Here is a 22,914-nt window from a genome sequence, read left to right as displayed (position 1 = left end):
AGCCCCTCGACGGAGCTCCCACAGGGAGGACGGGCGATCCCGTCCGAGTCGCTCGACGCATTCCGACAGACGTATTCCGTCAGACGTATTCCGTCGCCGCGTCGAGCAACCAGTCCGCCAGATAGCCGGCGAACGTCGAGCGAACCAGGACCCAGAACCCGGCGTTCGGATTATTCCGGGCGACCAGGACGACCTGCGTGCGGCCCAGCGTCGTCTGGGCGCAGCGGCCGGCGCCGAAAGCCCGCGGGTGCAGGTCCAGCGAACAGCCGTGGGCCAGCAGGTCACGGGCACGGGGGCCCGTGACCAGGAGCGTGGTGCGCTGCGCGGAGACATCGATCACGGAGACGAACTCGTCGCCCGCGGCCTGACGGATCCGGCTCTCCAGGTCCCGCTCGATCCCCGGCGGTCCCACCAGCAGCCACTCGTCCGGACCGAGCCACAGCGCGGTCAGCTCCCCCGTGCGGACGACGGTGTTCGGCTGGAGCGGCAGCGGGAGGTCCAGTGCGAGGCCGACGGCTTCCGCGGCAGCTCCCTTGGCGTCGAGGCGCACGTTGAGCTGGGACAGAAAGGGGAGTTCGGCCAGCCGGATCGCGCCCCCGGACGTACGTGTCGCGGCGGCCAGGCGGGCCGCGTACTGCGACAGCGGGCTGCGGAGCGGGGCGGTAAGGGCGGTCTCAGCCATCGCGGCGGGCTCCCTCGGGGTCGTAGAGGACGGGGCTGGCGACGGTCAACGGGACCAGTTGGTCACCGACGGGGGCGTAGAGCCGCTCGCCGATGCGGTCCCGGCCGCCCTTGATCAGGGCGAGCGCGAAGGTCCGGCCGAGCGCCGCGCTGCGGTAGCTGGAGGTGACATGGCCGAGCATCGGGACGGGTGGGGCCGGCAGCACGCCGTCGGCGACCAGGTGGGTGCCCTCCGGGAGGAGGGTGCCCGGGTCCTCAGGGAGCAGACCGACCAGGTGCTTGCGGTCGGGCCGGACGGTGTCCGCGCGGGCGAAGGAGCGCTTGCCGATGAAGTCCGGCTTCTTCTTGGACACCACCCAGCTCATGCCGAGGTCTTGCGGCGTCACCGTGCCGTCGGTGTCCTGGCCGACGATCGGGTAGCCCTTCTCGGCCCGCAGGACGTGCATGGTCTCCGTGCCGTACGGGGTGATGCCGTACGGGGCGCCGGCCTCGTACACGGCCTCCCACAGGGCGAGGCCCTGCCACGGCGAGACGTTGATCTCGAAGGCCAGCTCGCCGGAGAAACTGATCCGGCAGACCCGGGCTTCGATGCCCGCGACAGTCGTCTCACGCCACGCCATGAACGGGAAGTCTTCGTTCGCCACGGCGAGTTGGGGAGCGAGCGAAGCGAGGACCTCGCGGGACTTCGGACCGACCAGGGCAACCGTGGCCCACTGCTCGGTCACGGAGGTGCAATGGACCTTCAGCTCGGGCCACTCGGTCTGGAGCCACTCCTCCATCCAGTCGAGTACGGCCGCGGCGTTGCCCGTCGTCGTGGTGACCAGGAAGCGGTCCGGGGCGACGCGGATGACCGTGCCGTCGTCGAAGACCATCCCGTCCGGGCGGCACATCACGCCATAGCGGATCATGCCGACCTTCAGGGTGCTCATCATGTTGGTGTAGAGCCGGTCCAGGAAGATCCCGGCGTCCGGGCCCTGCACGTCGATCTTGCCGAGGGTGGAGGCGTCCATGAAGCCCACGCTCTCGCGGGTGGCGGCGCACTCCCGCAGCACGGCCGTCTCCATGTCCTCGCCGTCCTGCGGGTAGTACCAGGGGCGCTTCCACTGGCCGACGTTCTCGAACAGGGCGCCGTGCGCGACATGCCACTCGTGGATGGCGGTCGTGCGGACCGGGTCGCTCAGCCTGCCCCGGTCGCGGCCCGCGAGGGCGGCAAAGGAGACCGGCGTGTACGGCGGACGGAACGTGGTGGTGCCGAGGGCGGAGATGTTCACGCCGAGCAGTTCGGCGACGACGCCGCTGGACAGGACCCCGGAGGTCTTGCCCTGGTCGTTCGCGGTGCCGGCCGTGGTGTAGCGCTTGGTGTGCTCCACCGAGCGCAGACCGGCGCCGGTCGCACGGGCCAGGTCGTCGACGGTGACGTCGCGCTGGAGGTCGACGAAACGGGGGGCGGCGTCCGCGCCACCCGGGACGACGTACACGTGCATGGGGGGCGTGCGCCGCGGCTGCGCGGCCACCTGCGGGAGGCGAGGCGCTTCGGGCAGGTAGCCCTCGGCCTCGATGGCTCGGGCACCGGCCGCTGCGCCCTGGGCCAGGACCGTGGCCGGGTCGAGGACGCCGTTCGCGCTGCCCGCGACCTCGACCGCCTGGTGGCAGGTGTCGGGGACGAAGGAGCCCAGCGCCTCGTCGTGACGGAGCTTGCCGCCGGCCTGGCTGAACAGGTGCGCCACCGGGTTCCAGCCGCCGGAGACCAGCAGGAGGTCGACGGCGAACTGACGCCGGCCTGTCGTCTCCCCGTACGGGGCGACGGTCACGGCGGTGAGACGCTCCGCGCCTTCCGTGCCGGTGACGGCGTGCCCGGCCAGCACCTCGACGCCGGCCGCCCTGGCGCGCTCGGCCCACTCCCCAGGTTCGGGGCGGGTGTCCACGATCGCCGCGATGGAGAGCCCCGCCGAGGCCAGGTCCAGCGCCGCTGCGTACGCGCTGTCGTTGGTCGTGAAGACCACAGCGTGGCGGCCCGGCAGTACGCCTTGGCGGTTGAGGTGCGTGCGGGCCGAGGAGGCCAGCATTGTGCCGGGGCGGTCGTTGTCGGGGAAGGCCAGCGAACGCTCGTGGGCGCCGGTGGCGAGGACGACGCGGCGGGCGCGGATGCGCCAGACGCGTTCGCGGGAGACGTTCTCCGGGGCCTCGGCGCCGAGATGGTTGGTGCGGCGTTCGACGGCCAGGAGGTAGTTGTCGTCGTAGTAGCCGAAGACGGTGGTGCGGGGCAGGACGCGGACCTCGGGGGCGGCGTCGAGTTGCTCCGCCACCTCCCGCACCCAGTCGAGGTGCTCGGCTGTGCCCAGGAGGCTGCCGCCGAGTTCCGGCTGGTCGTCGGCGAGGATGACGCGGGCGCCGCTGCGGGCTGCTGCCGCCGCTGCCGCGAGGCCGGCCGGGCCCGCGCCGACGACCAGCAGGTCGCAGTGGGCGTGGACGGCGTCGTAGCGGGCCGGGTCCGGTTCGGTGGCGAGGCGGCCCTGGCCGGGGAGGCTGCTCGCCACCAGGCCGTCGTACAGCTCGACGGCCGTCGCGGGGAGCATCGGCTCGGGAAAGGGCTCCTCGATCTGGATGACGGCGTTGGGCTCCTCGACACCTGCGGAGAAGATGCCGCGGGGGCGGCCGAGCCTGATGCTGGTGCCGGTATGGATAACGCCATTGGCGAGGAGGGCGGAGGCGAGGGTGTCGCCTCGGTAGCCGTGGTATTGGGTTCCGTCGAAGGTGAAGGTGAGGGGGGCGGTGCGGTCGATTCGGCCGCGGGTGGGATGACGGAACGGCTGAGTCTCGCCCCCGCCGCCCCCACCCTTCCCGTCCTGAAGGCGTTCGGCCCCTTCGACCTTGCCAGGGGGCTCCGCCCCCCGGACGCCCGCCGGACCTGAAGGGGCCTCGTCCTCAAACGCCGGACGGGCGGAAAGCACTGGCCTCGGCTCCAGAGCTGCCGGGCGCTCCTCTCCCGTCCTGTACACCGCCAGAACCTCGTTCGTCGCCGTGTCCCGTACCGCGTTGAACCAGCGGCGGCAGCCCGCCGTGTGGCTCCAGCGCTCGGCGAAGGGGCCCTTCGGGTTGTCGCGGAAGAACAGGTAGCGGGCCCACTCCTCGTCGGACAGGGACGCCGGGTCCTGCGGATACGACACGTGGGCCTGGCCGCCGTAATGGAACTCGGCCTCGTCACGGAGCCCGCACCACGGGCAGGGGATGAGCAGCATGGATCGGCTCCCTAGTGGGCCACCGCGGCCGCGCCGTGCTCGTCGACGAGCGCGCCGGTGGTGAAACGGTCGAGCGAGAAGGGTGCGTTAAGGGCGTGAGGGGTGTCGTGGGCGATGGTGTGGGCGTAGACCCAGCCCACGCCCGGGGTGGCCTTGAAGCCGCCGGTGCCCCAGCCGCAGTTGAGGTACAGGTTGTCGACGGGGCTGAGGCCGACGATCGGTGAGGCATCGGGGCTGACGTCGACGATGCCGCCCCAGGTGCGCAGAACATGGGCGCGGGCGAAGACCGGGAACAGTTCCAGGGCCGCCGACATCTGCTCTTCGATGATGTGGAACGCGCCGCGCTGGGTGTAGGAGTTGTACGCGTCGATGCCCGCGCCCATCACCAGTTCGCCCTTGTGGGCCTGGCTGACGTACACGTGGACGGCGTTGGACATGACGACCGTCGGGTGCACCGGCTCCAGCAGTTCGGAGACCAGGGCCTGCAACGGGTGGCTCTGGATGGGCAGTTCGATGCCGGCCATAGCGGCGAGGACCGAAGTGTGGCCCGCAGAGCAGAGTGCCACCTTGCCCGCGGCGATGGGGCCGAGGTTCGTCTGGACACCCACCACGCGGTTGCCGACCACGTCCAGGCCCGTGACCTCGCAGTTCTGGATGATGTCGATGCCCGCGGCGTCCGCCGAGCGGGCCAGGCCCCAGGCGACGTAGTCGTGCTTGGCGATGCCGGCACGCGGCTGGTAGGTGGCGCCCAGGACGGGGTAACGCACGTCCTGCGAGATGTTGACGATCGGGCAGACTTCCTTGACGCCGTCCGCGTCGAGCCACTCCGCGTCCACGCCATTGAGGCGGTTCGCCTCCACGCGGCGGACGCTGTCGCGGACGTCCTGGAGGCTGTGGGCCAGGTTCAGCACACCCCGCTGGGAGAAGAGGACGGGGTAGTCGAGCTCCTCCTCCAGCCCTTCCCACAACTTGAGCGCGTGCTCGTAGATGCCGGCGCTCTCGTCCCACAGATAGTTGGAGCGGATGATGGTGGTGTTGCGGGCCATGTTGCCGCCCGCGAGCCAGCCCTTCTCCAGCACCGCGACGTTGGTGATGCCGTGGTTCTTCGCCAGGTAGTGGGCAGTGGCCAGGCCGTGGCCGCCGCCGCCGACGATCACCACGTCGTACGACCGCTTGGGGTCGGGCGTACGCCACAGGAATCCGGGGTGGTCGGGGAGGTCGGCGCCAGGAGTACGGGGGCTCATCGGACGTCTCCGTCTTCTGAAGGGTTTTCTGAGGGGTGCAGAGACTGCGGGTACTTGGGGACGTGCGCGTTCATACGGCGGTGGCGTTCCTCTCGGCGGCCTCGACGACGTTGGCCAGCAACATCGCGCGTGTCATGGGGCCCACACCGCCGGGCATGGGCGCGATCCAGCCGGCGACCTGGGCGGCCTCCGGATGGATATCGCCGACCAGGCCCTCGCCGGTGCGGGTGATGCCGACGTCCAGGACCGCGACGCCGGGGCGCAGCATGTCCTTGGTGACCAGTCCGGGCGACCCGGCGGCGGCGATGACGATGTCCGCATCGCGTACGTGCCAGGCGAGGCCCTTGGTGCCGGTGTGGCAAAGGGTGACGGTGGCGTTCTCGGAGCGGCGGGTGAGCAGGAGACCGATGGGGCGTCCGACCGTGATGCCCCGGCCGATCACGCAGACACGCGCTCCGGCGAGCGGCACGTCGTGGCGCCGGAGCAGTTCGACGATGCCGCGCGGGGTGCACGGCAGGGGGGCGTCGACGCCCAGGGTGAGCCGGCCGAGGTTGACGGGGTGCAGTCCGTCGGCGTCCTTGGCCGGGTCCATGCGTTCCAGTACGGCGTTGGCGTCCAGGTGGCGCGGCAGCGGGAGCTGGACGATGTAGCCGGTGCAGGCCGGGTCGGCGTTGAGCTCGTCGATCGTCTCCTCGACCTGCTGCAGGGAGGCGTCGGCCGGTAGTTCCCGGCGGATGGAGGCGATGCCGACCTGGGCACAGTCGCGGTGCTTTCCGGCGACGTAGGCACGGCTGCCCGGGTCATCGCCGACCAGGACCGTGCCGAGACCCGGCGGAAGGCCGTTCGCGGCCGTCAACTTGGCCACGCGCTCCATGAGTTCGCGGCGAATGTCAGCGGCGGTCGCCTTGCCGTCGAGTAGGTGTGCGTTCACCGGCGGTGTTCCTTCCCTCGGATGCGGCGCGGGGTGTCAGCCACGGAGGCGGGACATGGTCGGGTCGAACAGGGGCTCTTCGGCGACCACGGCCTCGATGCGCTGGTCGAAGTAGCCAATCTGCACAGGGGTGCCGCGGGTGGTGAGTTCGGCGGGGAGCCAGGCGTAGGCGATACCCTTGCCGATGGTGTAGCCGTAGGCGGCGCTTGTGACGTAGCCGACCGCCTGGTCGCCGTCGTACACCGGCTCCCTGCCCAGGACGACCGAATGCGGGTCGTCGATCGTGAGACAGGTCAGCTTGCGCCGCACGTTCTCCTTACGGCGCTCGAGGGCGGCCTTGCCGATGAAGTCGCCCTTGTCGAGCTTGACGGCAAAGCCCACGCCGGCCTCGTAGGGGTCGTGCTCGTAGGTCATGTCGGTGCCGAAGGAGCGGTAGCCCTTCTCCAAGCGGAGGCTGTTGAAGGCACCGCGGCCGGCGATGACGCCGCCGGACGGCCTGGCCGCCTCCCACAGAATGTCCCACAGCTTCTGGCCCTGGTCGGAGGTGGTGTAGAGCTCCCAGCCGAGTTCACCGACGTACGACAGCCGCCACGCGGTGACCGGCACCGAGCCGATGTAGGCCTGCTTGGCGCGGAAATACTTCAGGCCGTCGTTGGAGAAGTCCTCGTCCGTCAAGGGCTGGAGGACCTTGCGGGCCAGTGGTCCCCACAAGCCGATGCAGCAGGTGCCGGGGGTGATGTCACGGACCTGGACGGTGCCGTCGGCGGGGAGGTGGCGGGTGAACCAGTCGAGGTCTGCGTTGCCGTTGGCGCCGATCTGGAAGCGGTCGCGGGCAAGGCGGGCGACGGTGATGTCACTGCGGATGCCGCCGTCATGGTTCAGGAGGAGGGTGTACGTCACCGCGCCGACCGACTTGGACACCTTGCTGGTGGTCAGGCTCTCCAGGAAGTCGGCGGCACCCTGGCCGCTCACCTCCAGGCGCTTGAGGGCCGTCATGTCGTACATCGCGACGGTCTCACGGGTGGCCTGCGCCTCGGCGCCGACGATCGGCGACCAGAACCGGGCCGCCCAGTCGTTGGGGGTCGGGATGGAGCGGCCCTCGACGAGGCCCGCGTTGGCCTCGTACCAGTGCGGGCGCTCCCAGCCGTTCGCCTCCAGGAAGAAGGCGCCCTGCTCCTCCTGGCGGGCGTAGAAGGGGCTCTTGCGGATCGGGCGCGGGTCACCCGTCGGCTGGAGGGGATGAAGGATGTCGTAGACCTCGACGAAGTTCTGGCAGTCGCGGGCCAGGACGTACTCCGGGGACAGCTGGTGCGGCTCGAAGCGGTTGACGTCGCACTCGTGCAGGTCGAAGGACGAACAGTGGCCGTCGACCAGCCATTCGGCCATGGCCCGGCCGACGCCTGCGGAGTGGGTGACCCATACGGCCTCGGCGACCCAGAAGCCCTTGACGTCCGGTGACTCGCCGAGCAGTGGGAAGTTGTCGGTGGTGAAGGAGAACAGGCCGTTGATGCCCTCCTCGACCTTCGCCTCGCGCGTCGAGGGGAGCAGGGCCTGCGTCTCGCTCCAGGCAGGCTCGAAGTCCTCCTCGGTGAACTTCAGGACCGAGGGCATCTCGGCAGCCTCGTCCACGGAGAGAATGTCGTCGGCGGAGATCGGCATCGGGCGGTGGCCGTAGTAGCCGATGCCGAGGCCGTCGAAGCGGTCGCGGTAGTAGAGGTCGGCGTCCTGATGGCGCAGGATCGGGCGCACCGCCTCCTCCGTCTGACCGGCGAGCGCCGGTATCGGGCCGGTCCAGGCGAGCTGGTGGGCCAGCGGGGTGAGCGGCAGGTTCAGGCCGACCATGCGGGCGATCTTCGGGCCCCAGATGCCGGCGCAGCACACGACGATGTCGGCGGGGATCTCACCCTGGTCGGTCAGGACGCCGATCACCTCGCCGTCGGCCTTCAGCACGTCGAGGACCTCGTGGCGGGCCAGGAAGCGCACGCCGCGCTCGGTGGCCCGGCGGATCTGCGCCTCGACGGCGAGGACCGCCTTGGCGAGGCCGTCAGTCGGGACGAGGAGGCCGCCGAGGACCTTGTCACGGTCGACCAGCGGGTGCTTCTCGACGCACTCGTCGGCGGTCAGGATCCGCGACTCGATGCCCCAGGCAGTGATCCAGCCGTGCCGGCGGTGCAGTTCCGCGAGGCGCTCCGGGGTGGTCGCCACTTCGAGGCCGCCGACCTGGAGGAAACAGGGCTTGCCGTCGACTTCGAGAGAGCAGAACTTCTCGACGGTGTAGCGGGCCATCTCCGTCATGGTCTTCGAGGAGTTCGTCTGGAAGACCAGGCCAGGGGCGTGCGAGGTCGAGCCCCCGGTGGCCGGGAGCGGACCCTGGTCGACCACGGTCACGTCGGTCCAGCCCCGCTCCGAGATCTCGTCCGCGAGAGCCGCGCCAACGACTCCTGCTCCGATGATGACCACACGCGGTCCCGCCATCGCCGCACCTCCGGTTGTTAACCAGTCGAGTCGATTGGGTTGTGCTTTACGCAACTCGATTCAGCTTGCGCAACTCAATGTGCCTCCCGCGCAGATGGGTGTCAAGGGTTCGGAGACCTTGGGGAACCGGACCGGAGCACAGGCGGGACACGGGCCGGAACACGGCAATGACCGGCGCTCTAATGCGCTTCGCCGCGGCGTTCTGCTCGCCATTCACCCAACCCGTCCGCGACGATTTTCATGGCGAGGGGTGCCGCGTAGACGACGGTGGCTATGATCGCCGTGAAGCGCGTGGCACCGAACAGCGCGAGGAACGGCACGAGACAGGCGAACGGCGGCACGGCCTGCGCCGCATCCAGGCCGGGCCGCAGCAGCCGGTCCACGAGCGCGCTGCGCCCCATCCGGCGCCGACCAGCCACCACGGGGATCGGTGAGCAGCGACTGGAACGGGTCGACCAGCCCGTTGTTTACCGCGCGTATAGTTTCACTATGAGCAACTTCAGTCCTGACACGGTAACGTCAAGTTCGCACACCGGCGGCGTACAGTCGGTCGACCGCGCCATCAGCGTGCTGGAGATCCTCGCTCAGCGTGGCGAGGCGGGCGTCAGCGAGGTGGCGGGCGAGATCGAGGTGCACAAGTCCACCGCCTTCCGACTGCTCGGCGCCCTGGAGGCGCGCGGTCTGGTGGAACAGGCCGGTGAGCGCGGCAAGTACCGGCTCGGCTTCGGCATCGTCCGCCTGGCCGGCGCGGTCACGGGCCGTATCGACATCACCCAGCAGGGCCGCCCGATCTGCGAACGTCTCGCCGAGGAGCTCGGCGAGACCGTGAACATCGCCGTCAGACAGGAGCGCTACGCGGTCAATCTCTACCAGGTACGCGGCCCGGGTGCGATCACCGCGCACAACTGGGTCGGCCAGCTGACGCCGCTGCACGCCACCTCCAGTGGCAAGATCCTGCTGGCCTACCTGCCCACCAAGGAGCGCGCGACGCTGCTGGCGGAGGCCGGCATGAAGAAGGTCACGTCACGCACGCTCACCGCGAAGACAGTGCTCGAGAAGAACCTCGCCGAGGTACGGGAGCGGGGCTACTCCATCACCCTGGAGGAGCTGGAAATCGGCCTGCACGCGATGGCCGCCCCGGTGCGCAACCGGGACGGCGAGGTCATCGCGGCGCTCAGCGCCTCGGGGCCCGGATACCGGTTGACCAAGGAGCGTATGCACGAGCTGTCCCCGGTGCTGATCAAGGGCGCCGAGGAGATCAGCCACCGGATGGGCTATCTGGGCTGAGTCACCCCTGAGGGATGCCGAGGCGCTCGTTCACCCAGGTGTGGAACTCGCCGATGTGGTGCTCGCTGGGCACCAGCACGCCGCCCTTCGCGTACGCCTTCGAGCTCATCGCCGGCTGGGTGCGCTCACAGGCATCGAAGTCCTGCTGGTTGACCCGGTGGAACAGCTCCACCGAACGGTCCACGTCCTTGCCGCTCTCGACGACGTGCGGCAGGTACAGCCAGTCGCACTCGACGATCGTGCGGTCGTGCGCCATCGGGTACATCCGGTGGAAGATCACATGGTCCGGCACGAGGTTGATGAAGACCTGGGGCCGGACGGTGATCGCGTAGTAGCGGCGGTCCTGACCGTCGGCGACCCCGGGAATGCGGTCCAGCCCCTCGGAGCCGTCCACCGTGAAGCCCTGAACGTCCTCGCCGAACTCCGCTCCGTGACCGACGTAGTACTGGGCGGCGTAACCGTCCGCGAACTCCGGGAGAACCTCCGTGAGTTCGGGGTGGATCGTGGCGCAGTGATAGCACTCCATGAAGTTCTCGATGATGAGCTTCCAGTTCGCCTTCACGTCGTAGGTGATACGGCGGCCCACCTGGAGGTCCTCGATCCCGTAACGCCCGATCGACTCCAGGTCGCCGAGCCGCTCGACGACCGCGCCCTGCACGTCCGCCTCGAAGGAGGGCGGCTCGTCGGCAAGGCAGACCCACACATAGCCGAGCCACTCCCGCACATGGACGTTGACCAGGCCGTACTCGGCGCGGCCGACGTCGGGCATCTTGGCGAGGTTGGGCGCGGCGACGAGCTTGCCGTCCAGACCGTACGTCCAGGCGTGGTACGGGCACTGGAAGGCCCGCTTGACCTCGCCGGACTCCTCGGTGCAGAGCTTGGCGCCGCGGTGCCGGCAGATGTTCAAGAACGCCTTGACCGAGCCGTCCCGTGAGCGGGAGATCAGCACGCTCTCACGGCCCACCTGGTAGGTGCGGAAGGCGCCGGGCTTGTCCAGCTCGGCGGCCCGGGCCACGCAGAACCACATGGCCTCGAAGACCCGCTCCTGCTCCTGGGCGAAGATCCCCGGGTCGGTGTAGGAGGAGCCGGACAGCGTGGGCATCAAGCTGGGCGGCAGGCTGGTCGAGGTCACGGTGCACTCCTCGGGAGAACGTCGCGGGGGGATCATTCACGTGCCGGAAAGAACGCTCCAGCGTTGTGAACGAAGCAACTCTTTACTCTATGCGCAACGCAGCATGGGGTGCCGCTGGGGCGGCGTCAAGGTCCAGGCGATGCCGTGATGCGGGCGATGCCAGGACGCGGTGGCGGCGAGCTGCTTGCACCAGCACATAAACCGTCGCGGCTGGTTCATTCCCAGTACGGCGACCGGGTCTCCGGCGCGCCGGTGGACGGCGAGGACGTCGCGGTCGTCTGCGGCGCCCGCCAGCAGCGCGGCGATCGCGGCGCCGGGGTGCTCGCGCGCACCCGTCCAGTGCTCGACGCGGCGATGCAGACCCGCACGCGGGTCGCACCAGTTGACACAGTCGCCGACCGCGACCACGCCGGCCAGCGAGGCGCCGACCACGGCGACCGTCCTCACGCGGAACCTCCGGCCAGCCGGGCCGAGACGCAGGGCGGCATGTTGGGCGCCTCGGTGGACAGGCGGACGTAGATCATGCCGTCCTCGACGACGACCTCGTGCGTCCGGACCGGGAGCTTGGCCGGCGGGGCGTCGACCGCGCCGGTCCTCAGGTCGAACTTCGAAGCATGCAGCGGGCATTCCACCTCACAGCCCTCCAGCCAGCCGTCGGCGAGCGACGCGTCCTGGTGGGTGCAGGTGTCGTCAATGGCGAAGAGCTCGCCATCGTCGGTGTGGAACACCGAGACCGGCGGATCGATGTCGAGCCGGTGGGCCTCACCTCGCGGGAGATCCGCGAGTCGGCACGCGGGAATCATCATGACACCTCGGTGCGTATAGCGAAACGGATTGCAGTGAGCGCAACATCAGTCTGGAGTCGCCCAGAACCCTTGTCAAGGTATTCAGAGGCCGCTCCGGACCGTTCATTTCGTTGCTCCACACAAAACTCAGCTCTTGCAAAACAACAGCAGCCCGCCGTATCGGCTCGCGATGACCGCGAGCCGATACGGCGGGCGTGCGAGGGCCGCCGACGGGCGTCAGAAACCTCGGTCGATCCACTCCTGGAGGTGCGGGGCCTCAGAGCCGACGGTGGTCGTGTCCCCGTGTCCGGTGTGCACGACGGTCTCCGCAGGCAGCGTCAGCAGCCGGTCCCGGATCGACTCGACGATGGTCGGGAAGTGGCTGTACGACCGTCCTGTGGCCCCCGGCCCGCCGGCGAACAGCGTGTCGCCGCTGAAGAGCGCCGCGAGGGCAGGTGCGTACAGGCAGACCGCCCCGGGGGCGTGGCCGGGCGTGTGCAGCACGGTCAGCTCGATGCCGGCCACCGTCAGGCCCTGGCCGTCGGTCAGCTCGGCGTCCGGCGCCCGGTCGGGGTGGGTCTGCTTCCACAGCGGCAGGTCGTCCGGGTGGAGGAGGATCGGGGCACCCGTGCGCGCCGCGAGTTCGGGCGCGGCGTCGATGTGGTCGTTGTGGGCGTGCGTGCACACGATCGCGGTGAGACGCCGGTCGCCGACCGCCTGGGCGATGGCGTCGGCGTCATGGGCGGCGTCGATGACGATCGCCTCGGTGTCGTCGCCGACGATCCACACGTTGTTGTCGACATCCCAGACCCCGCCGTCCAGTGAGAACGTCCCCGAGGTGACGAGGTGTTCGATGCGGGCAGCCATCAGAGGACCACCACCGAGCGCAACACGTCGCCGTGGTGCATCCGCTCGAAGGCCTTCTCGACCTCGTCCAGCGCGATGGTCTCCGTGACGAAGGCGTCCAGGTCCAGCCGGCCCTGGAGGTAGAGGTCGATGAGCATCGGGAAGTCGCGGCTCGGCAGGCAGTCGCCGTACCAGGAGGACTTCAGCGCCCCGCCGCGGCCGAAGACGTCCAGCAGTGGCAGTTCCAGCTTCATCTCCGGGGTGGGTACGCCGACGAGGACGACGGTACCGGCGAGGTCGCGGGCGTAGAAGGCTTGCTTGTACGTCTCCGGGCGGCCGACCGCCTCGATGACGACGTCGGCGCCGTGGCCGCCGGTCAGCTTGCGGATCGCCTCGACCGCGTCGGACTCCTTGGAGTTGACGGTGTGGGTCGCGCCCAGCTTCGAGGCCGTCTCCAGTTTGCGGTCGTCGATGTCGACCGCGATGACCTTCGACGCGCCCGCCAGGTTCGCCCCGGCGATCGCCGCGGCCCCGACGCCGCCGCAGCCGATGACGGCGACCGAGTCGCCCCGGCCGACGTTGCCGGTGTTGATGGCCGCGCCGATGCCCGCCATCACACCGCACCCGAGCAGACCGGCGGCGGCCGCCGAAGCGGTCGGGTCGACCTTGGTGCACTGCCCAGCGGCGACCAGCGTCTTCTCCGCGAAGGCGCCGATGCCCAGGGCCGGCGACAGCTCGGTGCCGTCCAGCAAGGTCATCTTCTGCTTGGCGTTGTGGGTGTTGAAGCAGTACCACGGCTCCCCGCGCTGGCAGGCACGGCAGTGGCCGCACACCGCACGCCAGTTGAGGATCACGAAGTCGCCGGGAGCGACATCGGTGACCCCCTCTCCCACCGATTCCACGATGCCCGCGGCCTCATGGCCCAGCAGGAAGGGGAAGTCGTCGTTGATGCCGCCCTCGCGATAGTGCAGATCGGTGTGGCAGACCCCGCAGGCCTCGATCTTCACCAACGCCTCACCCGGGCCCGGGTCAGGCACGGTGATCGTCTCCAGGCTGACGGGGGCGCCCTTGCCCCGCGCGACGACAGCACGGACCTGGTGCGTCATGGCCACTCCTCTGATGGTTCGAGACTGAAGCAATTGTTTCACATTACGATACAGATCTCATACGTCGCAACACAGGATGATTGAGCGCCGACCGGGGGTCAAGGAGCGCGACGAGGTTCCTCAGCCGGGCGGGATCGCGGTCGGAGCAGAACGCCCGGCGGGGCCGTGACCGACCATGTCGGTGCCACGGCCCCGCCGGGCGAGGGTCCTCCGGCCTCAGCGGGCGGAGGGGGACGGAGACCGCGTCGGTTGCGCGTCCTCCTGGGACTGCGCGTCCTCCGCTCCGTCGTTACACGCGACGGGGCCGATGCGCAGTTCGAAGTCGCCGTCGTACTTCTCATGGCCGGCGATGACGGCCGTTTCGATGGCCTCCTTGCCTATGCGCCCGCGGATGATGAGCGGGTCCTGACGCAGATCGCGGGTGAGTGCGATACACAGGCCGACCATCACCACGGCGAAGGGGGCCGCCGCCAGGATGGTGAGGTTCTGCAGTCCGGTGAGCGCGTCGCCCTTGCCGCCGCCGATGATCAGCATGATCGCGGCGACCGCGCCGGTCAGCACGCCCCAGAAGACGACCACGCCCCGGGCCGGTTCCAGGGATCCGCGCTGCGAGAGGGTGCCCATCACGATCGAGGCGGCGTCGGCGCCGGAGACGAAGAAGATGCCGACTAGGATCACCACGACCACGCTCGTCACCGAGGCGAACGGGTACTGCTGGAGCACGTCGAAGATCTGACCCTGCGCGGCCGAGGTGTCGTTGAGGCGTTTCTCGTCCTGCAGGTGCATCGCCGAGCCGCCGAAGACGGCGAACCACAGGAGGCTGACGGTGCTGGGGACCAGGATGACCCCGCCGACGAGCTGCCGGATGGTCCGGCCACGGCTGATGCGCGCGATGAACATGCCGACGAAGGGCGTCCAGGAGATCCACCACGCCCAGTAGAAGACCGTCCAGCCGGCCAGCCAGTCTGCGACGCCTTCACCACTCGACGCCTCGGTACGCCCGGCCATCTGGGCGAGGTCGCCGAAGAAGGCGCCTACCGAGGTGGGCAGCAGGTCGAGGATGAAGATGCTCGGGCCGACGAGGAACACGAAGACCGCCAGCGACACCGCCAGCACCATGTTGATGTTGGAAAGCCACTGGATGCCCTTGGCGATCCCGGACACGGCGGAGGCGACGAACGCCACGGTCAGCACCGCGATCACGGCGACCAGCAGGCCGGTGCCGACGGATTCCAGCCAGCCCAGTTCGGTGAAGCCGCTGCCGATCTGCAGGGCGCCGAGTCCCAGGGAGGCTGCGGAGCCGAAGAGAGTGGCGAAGATGGCGAGGATGTCGATGACCCGGCCACCCCAGCCGTTCGCCCGCTTCTCGCCGATCAGCGGGATGAACACGGCGCTGATCAGCTGCCGGCGGCCGCGCCGGAATGTGCTGTAGGCGATCGCCAGACCCACGACCGCGTACATCGCCCATGGGTGGAGCGTCCAGTGGAAGAGGGTGGTGGCCATGGCGGTCTCCATGGCCTCGTTGGCATCGGCCGGATCGGTGCCCGGCGGCGGTGTGACGAAGTGGGACAGCGGTTCGCTCACGCCCCAGAACATCAGGCCGATGCCCATGCCCGCGCTGAACATCATGGCGATCCAGGAGACCGTGCGGAACTCGGGCTGCTCACCCTCCTCCCCCAGGGTGATCCGCCCGTAACGGCTCACTGCCAGCCAGAGGGCGAAGACCACGAAGCCCGAGGCGGCGAGGACGAAGGCCCAGCCGCCGTTGCGGATGGTCCCGTCCAGCAGGTCCCCGGACACACTCTCCAGCGAGTCGGTCGCGGTGGCTCCCCACACAATGAAGGCGAGAGCGACGGCGGCGGTGACACCGAAGACGATCATGTCGGTCCGGGGGCCAGCGGACGCCGTCGGGCTTCCGGGCAGATCCGCTTCGACAGGATGGCTACAGCTCCCATCCCTTGCGCGGGTTTTGTTCATCAGCTCGTCCTTTCCACAAACGGCAGTGGAGTCTTTATCGCGGACGACGACGGGGGAACTCGTCGGTGATTCCGCCTGACCGACCAGTACGCCGGAGCGATGGGAGAACGACGAGAGAAGGGGAGGCGGAGCGGCCACCAGAGTGCGTCGTTGCGAATAATGCATCGCCATTCACTATGGGCAACAACCATCTGGGCCCCGGGAAGGGCTGTCAAGGGGTCGGAGGCGCTGAGTTGCCCAACCGCAGCCAACCCGTCACCACAGACGGCCGCGTGCGGCGGCGCCGACCGGACGCACCGTCAGTCGTCGGCCCGGGAGGGCACGCGCATGCCACGCCTGTGCGCACCCGACGCCACCGTGAGCAGCCGCCGCGCTTTCAGCCGGGTCTCGGCCCACTCGCGCTCGGGATCGGAGTCCCAGGTGATCCCGGCCCCGGTGCCGAAGCGCAGCGATGGACCGCCGGGAGCGGCGCGGTCGATCCAGAACGTGCGGATGCCCACGGCGAGTTGCGCCGTGCCGCGGTCGGCGTCGATCCAGCCCACGCCGCCGCAGTACGGTCCGCGGGGCGCGGTCTCCAGGGCCGCGATGATGCGCAGCGCGCTGGATTTGGGGGCGCCCGTGACGGACCCGGGTGGGAAGGTGCCGGCGAGCAGCTCCGGCCATCCGGCGTGTTCGGCGAGCTCGCCCCGCACGGTGGACACCAGGTGCACCAGACCGGGGTGCGCCTCGACGACGCACAGGTCGGGGACGGTCACGGAGCCGGTCGCGCAGACGCGTCCCAGGTCGTTGCGGACCAGGTCCACGATCATGATGTTCTCGGCGTGATCCTTGTCGAGGAGGTCGGCGGCGGTGCGCCCGGTGCCCTTGATGGGGCCGGACCGGACCGTGCGGCCGTCCCGGCTGAGGTAGAGCTCGGGCGAGGCCGTGGCGATCTCCACGCCGTGCGCGGGGAGACGCACCGTGCCAGCGTAGGGCGCGGGATTGCCCCGCGCCAGTATGGCGGTGAGCGCGTCGATGTCGGCGCGCCCCGGGTCGGGCAGCGGCGCGGACAGGACACGGCACAGGTTGGCCTGGTACACCTCGCCGGCCGCGATGTGCTCGTGGATGCGCCGGACCCCGGCGGTGTAAGCGGCCCGGTCGAGGGAGGACGTCCAGGCGTCCGGGTCCGGCCCGCGCCACGCGCCGGGCTCGAGGGGGGGCACGGGCGCCCGGCGCACGTCCCCGAAGCGCGCGCACACCAGGCGCCCCTCGAAGTCGGCGACCACGGCCCAGAACCCGCTGGAGTCAAGGGCCGCGGGGTCGCTGGTCACGTCCCGCAGGTCGGTGGCGAGGAGCCCGCCGAAGCGGGCCAGCGGGGCGAGGTCGTACAGGCGTCCACCCATCCGTCACCACCTTCCCGTAGGGGAACGCCCGAACGGCGGGACAATGCGGGCCCGCCATTGGGCGGCTGGGTCCGGGCGTGTTGCGCCCTAGGCGTCTGCGGACACCGGTTCCAGCCGGACGACGATGGACTTCGACGTGGGGGTGTTGCTGATGTCCGCTGTGGAGTCCAGGGGTACGAGGACGTTGGTCTCAGGGAAATAGGCGGCGCAACAGCCCCGCGGGGTCGGGTACGGCACCACCCGGAAGGCATGCGCCCGGCGCTCCACACCGTCCCCGTACTCACTGACGATGTCGACGAGGTCCCCGTCGGCGAGGCCTCGCTTGGTGAGGTCGTCGTGGTGTACGAAGAGGACCCGGCGGCCCTGGTGAATGCCGCGGTAACGGTCGTCCAGGCCGTAGATGGTGGTGTTGTACTGGTCGTGGGAGCGCAGCGTCTGCAGAAGCAGCCGGCCCGGCGGGGCCTTGGGGCTCTCCAGCGCGTTGACGGTGAAGTTCGCCAGGCCGGTGGCGGTCGTGAACCGGCGCTCGTCACGGGGCGGGTGGGGCAGGGCGAAGCCGCCCGGCCGCCGTACCTGGACGTTGAAGTCCTCGAAGCCGGGGATCACGCGCTCGATGCGGTCGCGGATGCGGTCGTAGTCCGCTTCGAACTCCTCCCATGGCACCTTCGGACCCGACTCACCGAGAGCGGCCCGTGCCATCCGGCAGATGATCGCGACCTCGCTCAGCAGGTGCTCGGACGCGGGCGCGAGCCGCCCCCGCGAGAGGTGCACCATGCCCATGGAGTCCTCCACCGTGACCAGCTGGGGCCCGCTCGGCCGCAGGTCGGCCTCGGTCCGGCCGAGACACGGGAGGATGAGGGCCTGCTCCCCGGCGATGACATGGGAGCGGTTGAGCTTGGTCGAGATCTGGACGGTGAGACGGCATCTGCGCAACGCCTGCTCGGTCAGGTCGGTGTCGGGGGCCGCGGCAACGAAGTTGCCGCCCAGCGCGACGAAGACCTTCACGTCCCCGTCGCGCATGGCACGGATGCTGTCGACCGCGTCGTGGCCGTGGCGGCGCGGAGGCGTGAAGGCGAACTCGGCACCGAGCCGGTCCAGGAAGGCGTCGTCCGGCTTCTCGTAGATGCCCATCGTGCGGTCGCCCTGCACGTTGGAGTGACCGCGCACCGGGCACAGGCCGGCGCCCCGGCGGCCGATGTTGCCGCGCAGCAGAAGAAAGTTGACGACGTCCCGGATGGTGGGCACGGAGTGCTTGTGCTGGGTGAGTCCCATCGCCCAGCAGACGACGATCTTCTCGGCGGCCAACACCTGGCGGAACGCGGCCCCGATCTCCTCCTCAGGCAGCCCGGTGGCCTGAAGGATCTCGTCCCACGACGCCTTGCGGGCCTGCTCGGCGAACTCCTCGAAGCCGTGCGTGTACCGTTCGATGAAGGAGGTGTCCAGGGTGCCGGGCGCCTCGTCCTCCGCCTCCAGCAGCATGCGGTTGAATGCCTGGAAGAGTGCCTGGTCGCCGCCCAACCTGATCTGCAGGAACTGATCCGCCAGCTTGGTGCCGCCGCCGATGACGCCGGAGGGCTTCTGGGGGTTCTTGAACCGGAGCAACCCGGCCTCGGGCAGGGGGTTGACCGCGATCACGCGAGCGCCTCGCCGCTTGGCCTCCTCCAGCGCGGAGAGCATGCGGGGGTGGTTGGTGCCGGGGTTCTGGCCGACCACGAGGATGAGGTCGGCCTCGTGGAGGTCCTCCAGGCTGACGCTTCCCTTGCCGATGCCGATGGTCTCCACCAGGGCCGAACCGCTGGACTCATGGCACATGTTGGAGCAGTCCGGCAGGTTGTTGGTGCCGAAGCCGCGGACGAAGAGCTGATAGAGGAACGCGGCCTCATTGCTCGCCCGTCCGGAGGTGTAGAAGGCGGCCTGGTCCGGGTGGTCGAGGGCGGCGAGTTCCCGGGCGATCACGGCGAACGCGTCGTCCCAGGAGATTGGCCGGTAGCGGTCGGCGCCGGCCGGGCGGTACATCGGGTGGGTGAGGCGTCCTTGCTGCCCGAGCCAGTAGTCGCTGCGCGGAAGCAGATCCTCCAGGGTGTGCTCGGCGAAGAAGTCCGGGGTGACCCGGCGTACGGTGGCCTCCTCGGCCACGGCCTTGGCCCCGTTCTCGCAGAACTCCGCCTTGTGCCGGTCTTCCGGTTCGGGCCAGGCGCAGCCGGGACAGTCGAAGCCCTCTTTCTGGTTGACCCGCAGCAGGGTGAGCAGGCTACGGCGGATCCCCATCTGTTCGCCGGCGTGTCGCAGCGAGGAGGTGACCGCGGGGATGCCGGCGGCGTACTCCTTCGGAGGGCCGACCCGCAGACGGGCGTCGCCGGGATCCTCCGCAGGTGGCTTGCGAGTCATCTGTAGCACTCCGCGGTGTAGGAAAATCAGAGCCTTACCATGACCGATGGTTGCATAGAATAAAACAGTAGCGCGATGCGCAACATCGAAGCTCCAGAAACGTCCTCGTGTCAAGACCGAGCCTGCATCAGACTCCGACGGAGGCTCGGTCTGCACACCGGGGCCCCACACCGGGGCCCGGTGTGCCGGCAGCGCTAGGGCCTGTCTGATCATTGATCTTGTGGTGGGTCGTGGTGAGCCGACGGATGCGGCGTGGGAGCGGATAGCGGCTCTGCTGCCCGGTGTTGATGGGCGGGGGCGCCCGTGGCGGGGGCGCCCGTGGCGGGATCACCGGCAGGTGATCAACGGGGTGTTGTGGCGGTTGCGGACCGGGGCGCCCTGGCGTGACCTGCCGGAACGCTATGGCCCGTGGCAGACGGTCTATGAGCGGTTCGCCCGCTGGGAGGCGGACGGCACCTGGGCCCGCCTGCTCCAGGACGTCCAGGTCCGCGACGACTCGATCGGAGCGGTGGAGTGGACGGTGTCGGTCGACTCCACGATCAACCGAGCCCACCAGCACGCCGCCGGAGCCCGTAAAAAGGGGCGGCGACGGGGGACGAACTGGAAGATCCGGCACGCGCGACGGCTGGCCAGGCGCTCGGCCGGTCCCGCGGCGGGCTGACCACCACAGTCCACCTGGCCTGCGACGGTCGTGGCCTGCCCCTGGCCATCCTCGTCACACCCGGCAACACCAACGACTCCACCGCCTTCGACGCGGTTCTGGACGCGGTGAGGGTGCCCCGGACCGGCGCCGGACGGCCGCGCCGCGGGTCCGACGCGGTCATCGCGGACAAGGCGTACTCGTCTCGGGCGATCCGCCAGTGCCTGCGGCGCAGGGGCATCCGGGCGGTGATCCCGGAGCGGACCGATCAGAAGGCCACCCGTGTGCGGCGCGGACAGGCCGGCGGCAGGCCGCCGGCCTTCGACCGCGAGCTCTGCAAGGCCCGCAGCGTGGTCGAGCGCTGCTTCAACCGCCTCAAGCGGTTCCGCGCGATCGCCACCCGCTTCGACAAACCGGCCACCCGCTACCGGGCCGGGCTCCACCTCGCCTCACCGATCCTCTGGCTCCGCGAACCAGCCCAAGATCGCTTGCCAGACAGAACCTAGGAGCATGGCGTACTGCCCGCCGGCGCTGCTGCCGTGTTCCGGCACCGCCAGCAGCGCGCACGCCGTACGGGGGACCTGCTTCCCTCCCACATCCCGGTGCAGCAGATCGTGCGCGTCCGCGCCGCGCAGGACTGCGGCCGGACGGCCCAGGGTTTTCTCCGCCCGCCGGTTGACCGCCTTGATCCGCCCCGCCCGATCGGTCAGATAGACCCGGCCCCCAGGCCGGCGAGGGCCGCCCTCAGCACCGACGGGTCCAGTCCCCAGTCCTCGTCCTCGTGGGTTCCGCCGTCACCACCGCCGCCTGCCGCGTCCTACCCCACCGCATGCTCCCTTGATCGGCCTCATCAGGCATATGCCACGCCGACGCCGATCCACTCGGACTCCCCTGCCCGGCGCACAGGCCAGGGCCCGCCCTCGAGCCTTGGGCACGGCTCATGCGGCCGGTGCCAGGGTAGTTGGTGTTGTCGTAAGAGCCGTCTCGCGGTGGAGAGGCCGCGCTGCCCGAGCCAGGAGCAACGGCGTCGGAGGGTGCAGCGGCGCAGTCGGCGGAAGGCGTCGAGGTGTGCCCGGAGTTTCCGGCACGCCTGGAACTGCTCCACCATTCCTGTGCGGATGCGCGTACCACAGGCACCTGGCAGTCGCCCGCCCCGGGCCCAAGTCCCTGTGGTGCTCTGCGGCCCTCAGCACTGTCCTGGGGTCCGCTCCGGACTCCGGCACCTGTTCGGCCGTCTCCCAGCCGTGCCGTCAACTTCTTGAGTATCGGAAGCGGTGACGCAGACACGAATGTCCTGCGGCGCGACATCCGCCGCAGGACACTGGGAGAGATTCGGCCTGGCGCCGGGGTCACTGCTCGATCTGCCGGTGCCCCTCCCCTGCCGCCAGGGGGATCTTGCGGGGCTTGGCCTGCTCGGCGACCGGGATCCGCAAGGTCAGCACTCCGGCGTCGTATGCGGCATCAATGTGTTCGGTGTCCAGTGCCTCACCCAGGAACAGCCGGCGGGTGAAAGTCCCGGTGGGCCGCTCGTTGACCAGGACTTCGGCCTGTTCGCCCACGCTCTGGCTGCGTTCGGCCCGCAGCGTCAGCACGTCGCGCTCGACGCTGAGGTCGATGCTGTCGGGGTTCACGCCCGGCAGGTCGAAGCGCACTCAGAAGGTGTCTCCTTCACGCCAGGCGTCCATGGGCACCCCGGCGGGGCCTGTCTCGGTGCTGAGCAGCCGCTGCGTCAGGCGGTCCAGCTCGCGGAAGGGGTCGGTACGCATCAGCATCACGATCACCTCCACAGAAGGTCCGCGATCCTCATGACCAGACACTTCTTATACTGCCTCGTTCAGGGTACTTGACCCCTCTGGACTCAATTTTATTTCCTTTTGCATGCGCACCGCGTCTGGCCTGGGCCGCCCGCAGCGGGCGGCCCAGGCCGACCGGAAAGTCCACGGGGTGAGTGGAAGGAGAAAGGACCCTGTCGGGAGGAATACGGTTGTGATCAGCACCATGCTGTGGCCGCTCGCCATCCCCGCTGCCTTCGCGGTGGGAGTCGGAATATGGAACGCGCTCTTCCCCTCCGCCGGCGGCCGTGACCTGTGGCTGGAGCAGGAACGCCACCGCGCCCTGCAGACCGTCGTCACCGGCCGCACCAGGTACGGACAGAATGCCGCACCGCCCCGCGCGGCGGAGTGGCGCATCGCCGCATAGCACAGAAACCCGGTGGGTTCCGGCGGGGACGGACGGTCCCCCGCCGGAACCCCGCACACCCGTGACCGGCCGCCCGCTCCGCGGCACGGCCGGAACAGCGGCCGCCCCAGACCCCTCCGCCAGTCGGCACCGGATGAAGGGTGTGCAGTCTGCCCTGTGGCGAGGGCGGACGACCGGCATGGAGAAAGTCCTTCCTTCCCGAGCGGGGCTGGGCTCAGATGCTCGTGGCGGCTGGAGTTGGCAAGGCTCCCTGTGGCCGCCTGCGGTGCGGAGGAACTCCAAGCGGGTCGTGTGCTGGTTCTGGTGCCCGCGCTGGATCTGCTCGCTCAGACCGGGCCACGTGGCGCGAGGACGACCCGACTCGCCTGATCGGAGGACTGGTCAAGCCTGCGGAGCGGAGCGGTCAACTCGGTTGTGAGGGCAGGAGGCATGTGGGCGGGTTTTGAACGTGGCCGATATATAACCGTCGCCCGGTTCGCCCTCACGGAGCCGGGGCATGTTCCGCAGCGGCCCAGGGAGCGCATCGAGGTCGCCGGCTGGACTGTCAAGGTGGCCAGCACCGACCATCACGCCATCACCGCGGTCCGGCTCAGGCAGACCGG

16 protein-coding genes and 2 pseudogenes are annotated in these 22,914 nt (G+C 69.7%); 3 read left to right on the top strand and 15 right to left on the bottom strand.

Going from position 1 to position 22,914, the window contains the following annotated elements; translation table 11 throughout:
- Positions 1 to 79 precede the first annotated feature (79 nt).
- The 6 genes and pseudogenes from QPK52_RS26615 to QPK52_RS26590 all read right to left on the bottom strand — a co-directional run.
- A complete protein-coding gene (locus QPK52_RS26615) occupies positions 80 to 682 on the bottom strand; it encodes a sarcosine oxidase subunit gamma (protein WP_410540062.1) in 603 nt (200 codons plus the stop codon).
- Positions 675 to 3,920, bottom strand: a complete 3,246-nt coding sequence (locus QPK52_RS26610) for a sarcosine oxidase subunit alpha family protein (protein ID WP_410540061.1) — start codon at positions 3,918 to 3,920, stop codon at positions 675 to 677. Before QPK52_RS26610 ends, QPK52_RS26615 begins: the two co-directional genes overlap by 8 nt.
- A gap of 11 nt (positions 3,921 to 3,931) precedes the next feature.
- Positions 3,932 to 5,164 carry a sarcosine oxidase subunit beta family protein gene (locus tag QPK52_RS26605; protein ID WP_410540060.1) on the bottom strand — a complete coding sequence of 411 codons (1,233 nt, stop codon included), beginning with the start codon at positions 5,162 to 5,164 and terminating at the stop codon, positions 3,932 to 3,934.
- Positions 5,165 to 5,234: 70 nt separating this feature from the next.
- The gene (locus tag QPK52_RS26600) at positions 5,235 to 6,095 is read right to left on the bottom strand and encodes a bifunctional methylenetetrahydrofolate dehydrogenase/methenyltetrahydrofolate cyclohydrolase (RefSeq protein ID WP_410540059.1); all 861 of its coding nucleotides are present in this window, start codon (positions 6,093 to 6,095) and stop codon (positions 5,235 to 5,237) included.
- 36 nt (positions 6,096 to 6,131) lie between these two features.
- The gene (locus tag QPK52_RS26595) at positions 6,132 to 8,570 is read right to left on the bottom strand and encodes a GcvT family protein (protein ID WP_410540058.1); all 2,439 of its coding nucleotides are present in this window, start codon (positions 8,568 to 8,570) and stop codon (positions 6,132 to 6,134) included.
- Between the two features lie 218 nt (positions 8,571 to 8,788).
- A pseudogene (locus QPK52_RS26590) lies at positions 8,789 to 8,998 on the bottom strand (ABC transporter permease subunit); the annotation flags it as partial.
- A 61-nt stretch (positions 8,999 to 9,059) separates the two neighbouring features.
- Between QPK52_RS26590 and QPK52_RS26585 the strand changes: the two are divergent.
- Positions 9,060 to 9,857: an IclR family transcriptional regulator gene (locus QPK52_RS26585; protein WP_410540057.1), complete on the top strand. Its 798-nt coding sequence runs from the start codon at positions 9,060 to 9,062 to the stop codon at positions 9,855 to 9,857.
- Between the two features lies 1 nt (position 9,858).
- Here the strand turns inward: QPK52_RS26585 and QPK52_RS26580 are convergent, their stop codons facing one another.
- From QPK52_RS26580 to QPK52_RS26545, 8 genes are all read right to left on the bottom strand, one after another.
- On the bottom strand, positions 9,859 to 10,989 hold the full coding sequence (locus tag QPK52_RS26580; RefSeq protein WP_410540056.1) for an aromatic ring-hydroxylating oxygenase subunit alpha: 1,131 nt from the start codon (positions 10,987 to 10,989) through the stop codon (positions 9,859 to 9,861).
- Positions 10,990 to 11,076: 87 nt separating this feature from the next.
- Entirely contained in the window at positions 11,077 to 11,436 is a 360-nt protein-coding gene (locus QPK52_RS26575; protein WP_410540055.1) for a hypothetical protein, read from the bottom strand.
- Positions 11,433 to 11,795, bottom strand: a complete 363-nt coding sequence (locus tag QPK52_RS26570) for a bifunctional 3-phenylpropionate/cinnamic acid dioxygenase ferredoxin subunit (RefSeq protein ID WP_410540054.1) — start codon at positions 11,793 to 11,795, stop codon at positions 11,433 to 11,435. Before QPK52_RS26570 ends, QPK52_RS26575 begins: the two co-directional genes overlap by 4 nt.
- Positions 11,796 to 12,011: 216 nt before the next feature.
- Positions 12,012 to 12,641, bottom strand: coding sequence for an MBL fold metallo-hydrolase (locus QPK52_RS26565; protein WP_410540053.1), 630 nt, complete (start codon positions 12,639 to 12,641; stop codon positions 12,012 to 12,014).
- Positions 12,641 to 13,726, bottom strand: coding sequence for an S-(hydroxymethyl)mycothiol dehydrogenase (locus tag QPK52_RS26560; RefSeq protein ID WP_410540052.1), 1,086 nt, complete (start codon positions 13,724 to 13,726; stop codon positions 12,641 to 12,643). Before QPK52_RS26560 ends, QPK52_RS26565 begins: the two co-directional genes overlap by 1 nt.
- Positions 13,727 to 13,942: 216 nt before the next feature.
- On the bottom strand, positions 13,943 to 15,703 hold the full coding sequence (locus QPK52_RS26555; RefSeq protein WP_410540050.1) for a BCCT family transporter: 1,761 nt from the start codon (positions 15,701 to 15,703) through the stop codon (positions 13,943 to 13,945).
- A gap of 299 nt (positions 15,704 to 16,002) precedes the next feature.
- Positions 16,003 to 17,073, bottom strand: coding sequence for a chorismate-binding protein (locus tag QPK52_RS26550; protein ID WP_410540485.1), 1,071 nt, complete (start codon positions 17,071 to 17,073; stop codon positions 16,003 to 16,005).
- Positions 17,074 to 17,172: 99 nt separating this feature from the next.
- Positions 17,173 to 19,473: an FdhF/YdeP family oxidoreductase gene (locus QPK52_RS26545; protein WP_410540048.1), complete on the bottom strand. Its 2,301-nt coding sequence runs from the start codon at positions 19,471 to 19,473 to the stop codon at positions 17,173 to 17,175.
- A 220-nt stretch (positions 19,474 to 19,693) separates the two neighbouring features.
- Between QPK52_RS26545 and QPK52_RS26540 the strand changes: the two genes are divergently transcribed.
- Positions 19,694 to 20,619 (top strand): IS5 family transposase gene (locus QPK52_RS26540; protein ID WP_410540047.1). Its coding sequence is split into 2 segments (ribosomal slippage): positions 19,694 to 20,057 and positions 20,057 to 20,619, totalling 927 coding nucleotides; the frame shifts between segments, so codons are not numbered across the junction.
- Positions 20,620 to 21,462: 843 nt separating this feature from the next.
- Here the strand turns inward: QPK52_RS26540 and QPK52_RS26535 are convergent.
- Positions 21,463 to 21,885, bottom strand: a pseudogene (locus tag QPK52_RS26535) (Hsp20/alpha crystallin family protein).
- 214 nt (positions 21,886 to 22,099) lie between these two features.
- Between QPK52_RS26535 and QPK52_RS26530 the strand changes: the two are divergent.
- Positions 22,100 to 22,312: a hypothetical protein gene (locus tag QPK52_RS26530; protein ID WP_410540046.1), complete on the top strand. Its 213-nt coding sequence runs from the start codon at positions 22,100 to 22,102 to the stop codon at positions 22,310 to 22,312.
- Positions 22,313 to 22,914 lie beyond the last annotated feature (602 nt).

Source organism: Streptomyces sp. KL2 (genome assembly GCF_046529545.1).
GTDB lineage: Bacteria > Actinomycetota > Actinomycetes > Streptomycetales > Streptomycetaceae > Streptomyces > Streptomyces radiopugnans.
The sequence above is the reverse complement of the archived record's forward strand: the minus strand, read 5'-3'. Positions and strand labels throughout refer to the sequence as shown.

Excerpts from the sequence above, each read along its gene's own strand:
- QPK52_RS26615 (WP_410540062.1), bottom strand. The coding sequence starts at position 682 with ATGGCTGAGACCGCCCTTACCGCCCCGCTCCGCAGCCCGCTGTCGCAG.
- QPK52_RS26610 (WP_410540061.1), bottom strand. The coding sequence starts at position 3,920 with ATGCTGCTCATCCCCTGCCCGTGGTGCGGGCTCCGTGACGAGGCCGAG.
- QPK52_RS26605 (WP_410540060.1), bottom strand. The coding sequence starts at position 5,164 with ATGAGCCCCCGTACTCCTGGCGCCGACCTCCCCGACCACCCCGGATTC.
- QPK52_RS26595 (WP_410540058.1), bottom strand. The coding sequence starts at position 8,570 with ATGGCGGGACCGCGTGTGGTCATCATCGGAGCAGGAGTCGTTGGCGCG.
- QPK52_RS26585 (WP_410540057.1), top strand. The coding sequence starts at position 9,060 with ATGAGCAACTTCAGTCCTGACACGGTAACGTCAAGTTCGCACACCGGC.
- QPK52_RS26570 (WP_410540054.1), bottom strand. The coding sequence starts at position 11,795 with ATGATGATTCCCGCGTGCCGACTCGCGGATCTCCCGCGAGGTGAGGCC.
- QPK52_RS26565 (WP_410540053.1), bottom strand. The coding sequence starts at position 12,641 with ATGGCTGCCCGCATCGAACACCTCGTCACCTCGGGGACGTTCTCACTG.
- QPK52_RS26560 (WP_410540052.1), bottom strand. The coding sequence starts at position 13,726 with ATGACGCACCAGGTCCGTGCTGTCGTCGCGCGGGGCAAGGGCGCCCCC.
- QPK52_RS26555 (WP_410540050.1), bottom strand. The coding sequence starts at position 15,703 with ATGAACAAAACCCGCGCAAGGGATGGGAGCTGTAGCCATCCTGTCGAA.
- QPK52_RS26545 (WP_410540048.1), bottom strand. The coding sequence starts at position 19,473 with ATGACTCGCAAGCCACCTGCGGAGGATCCCGGCGACGCCCGTCTGCGG.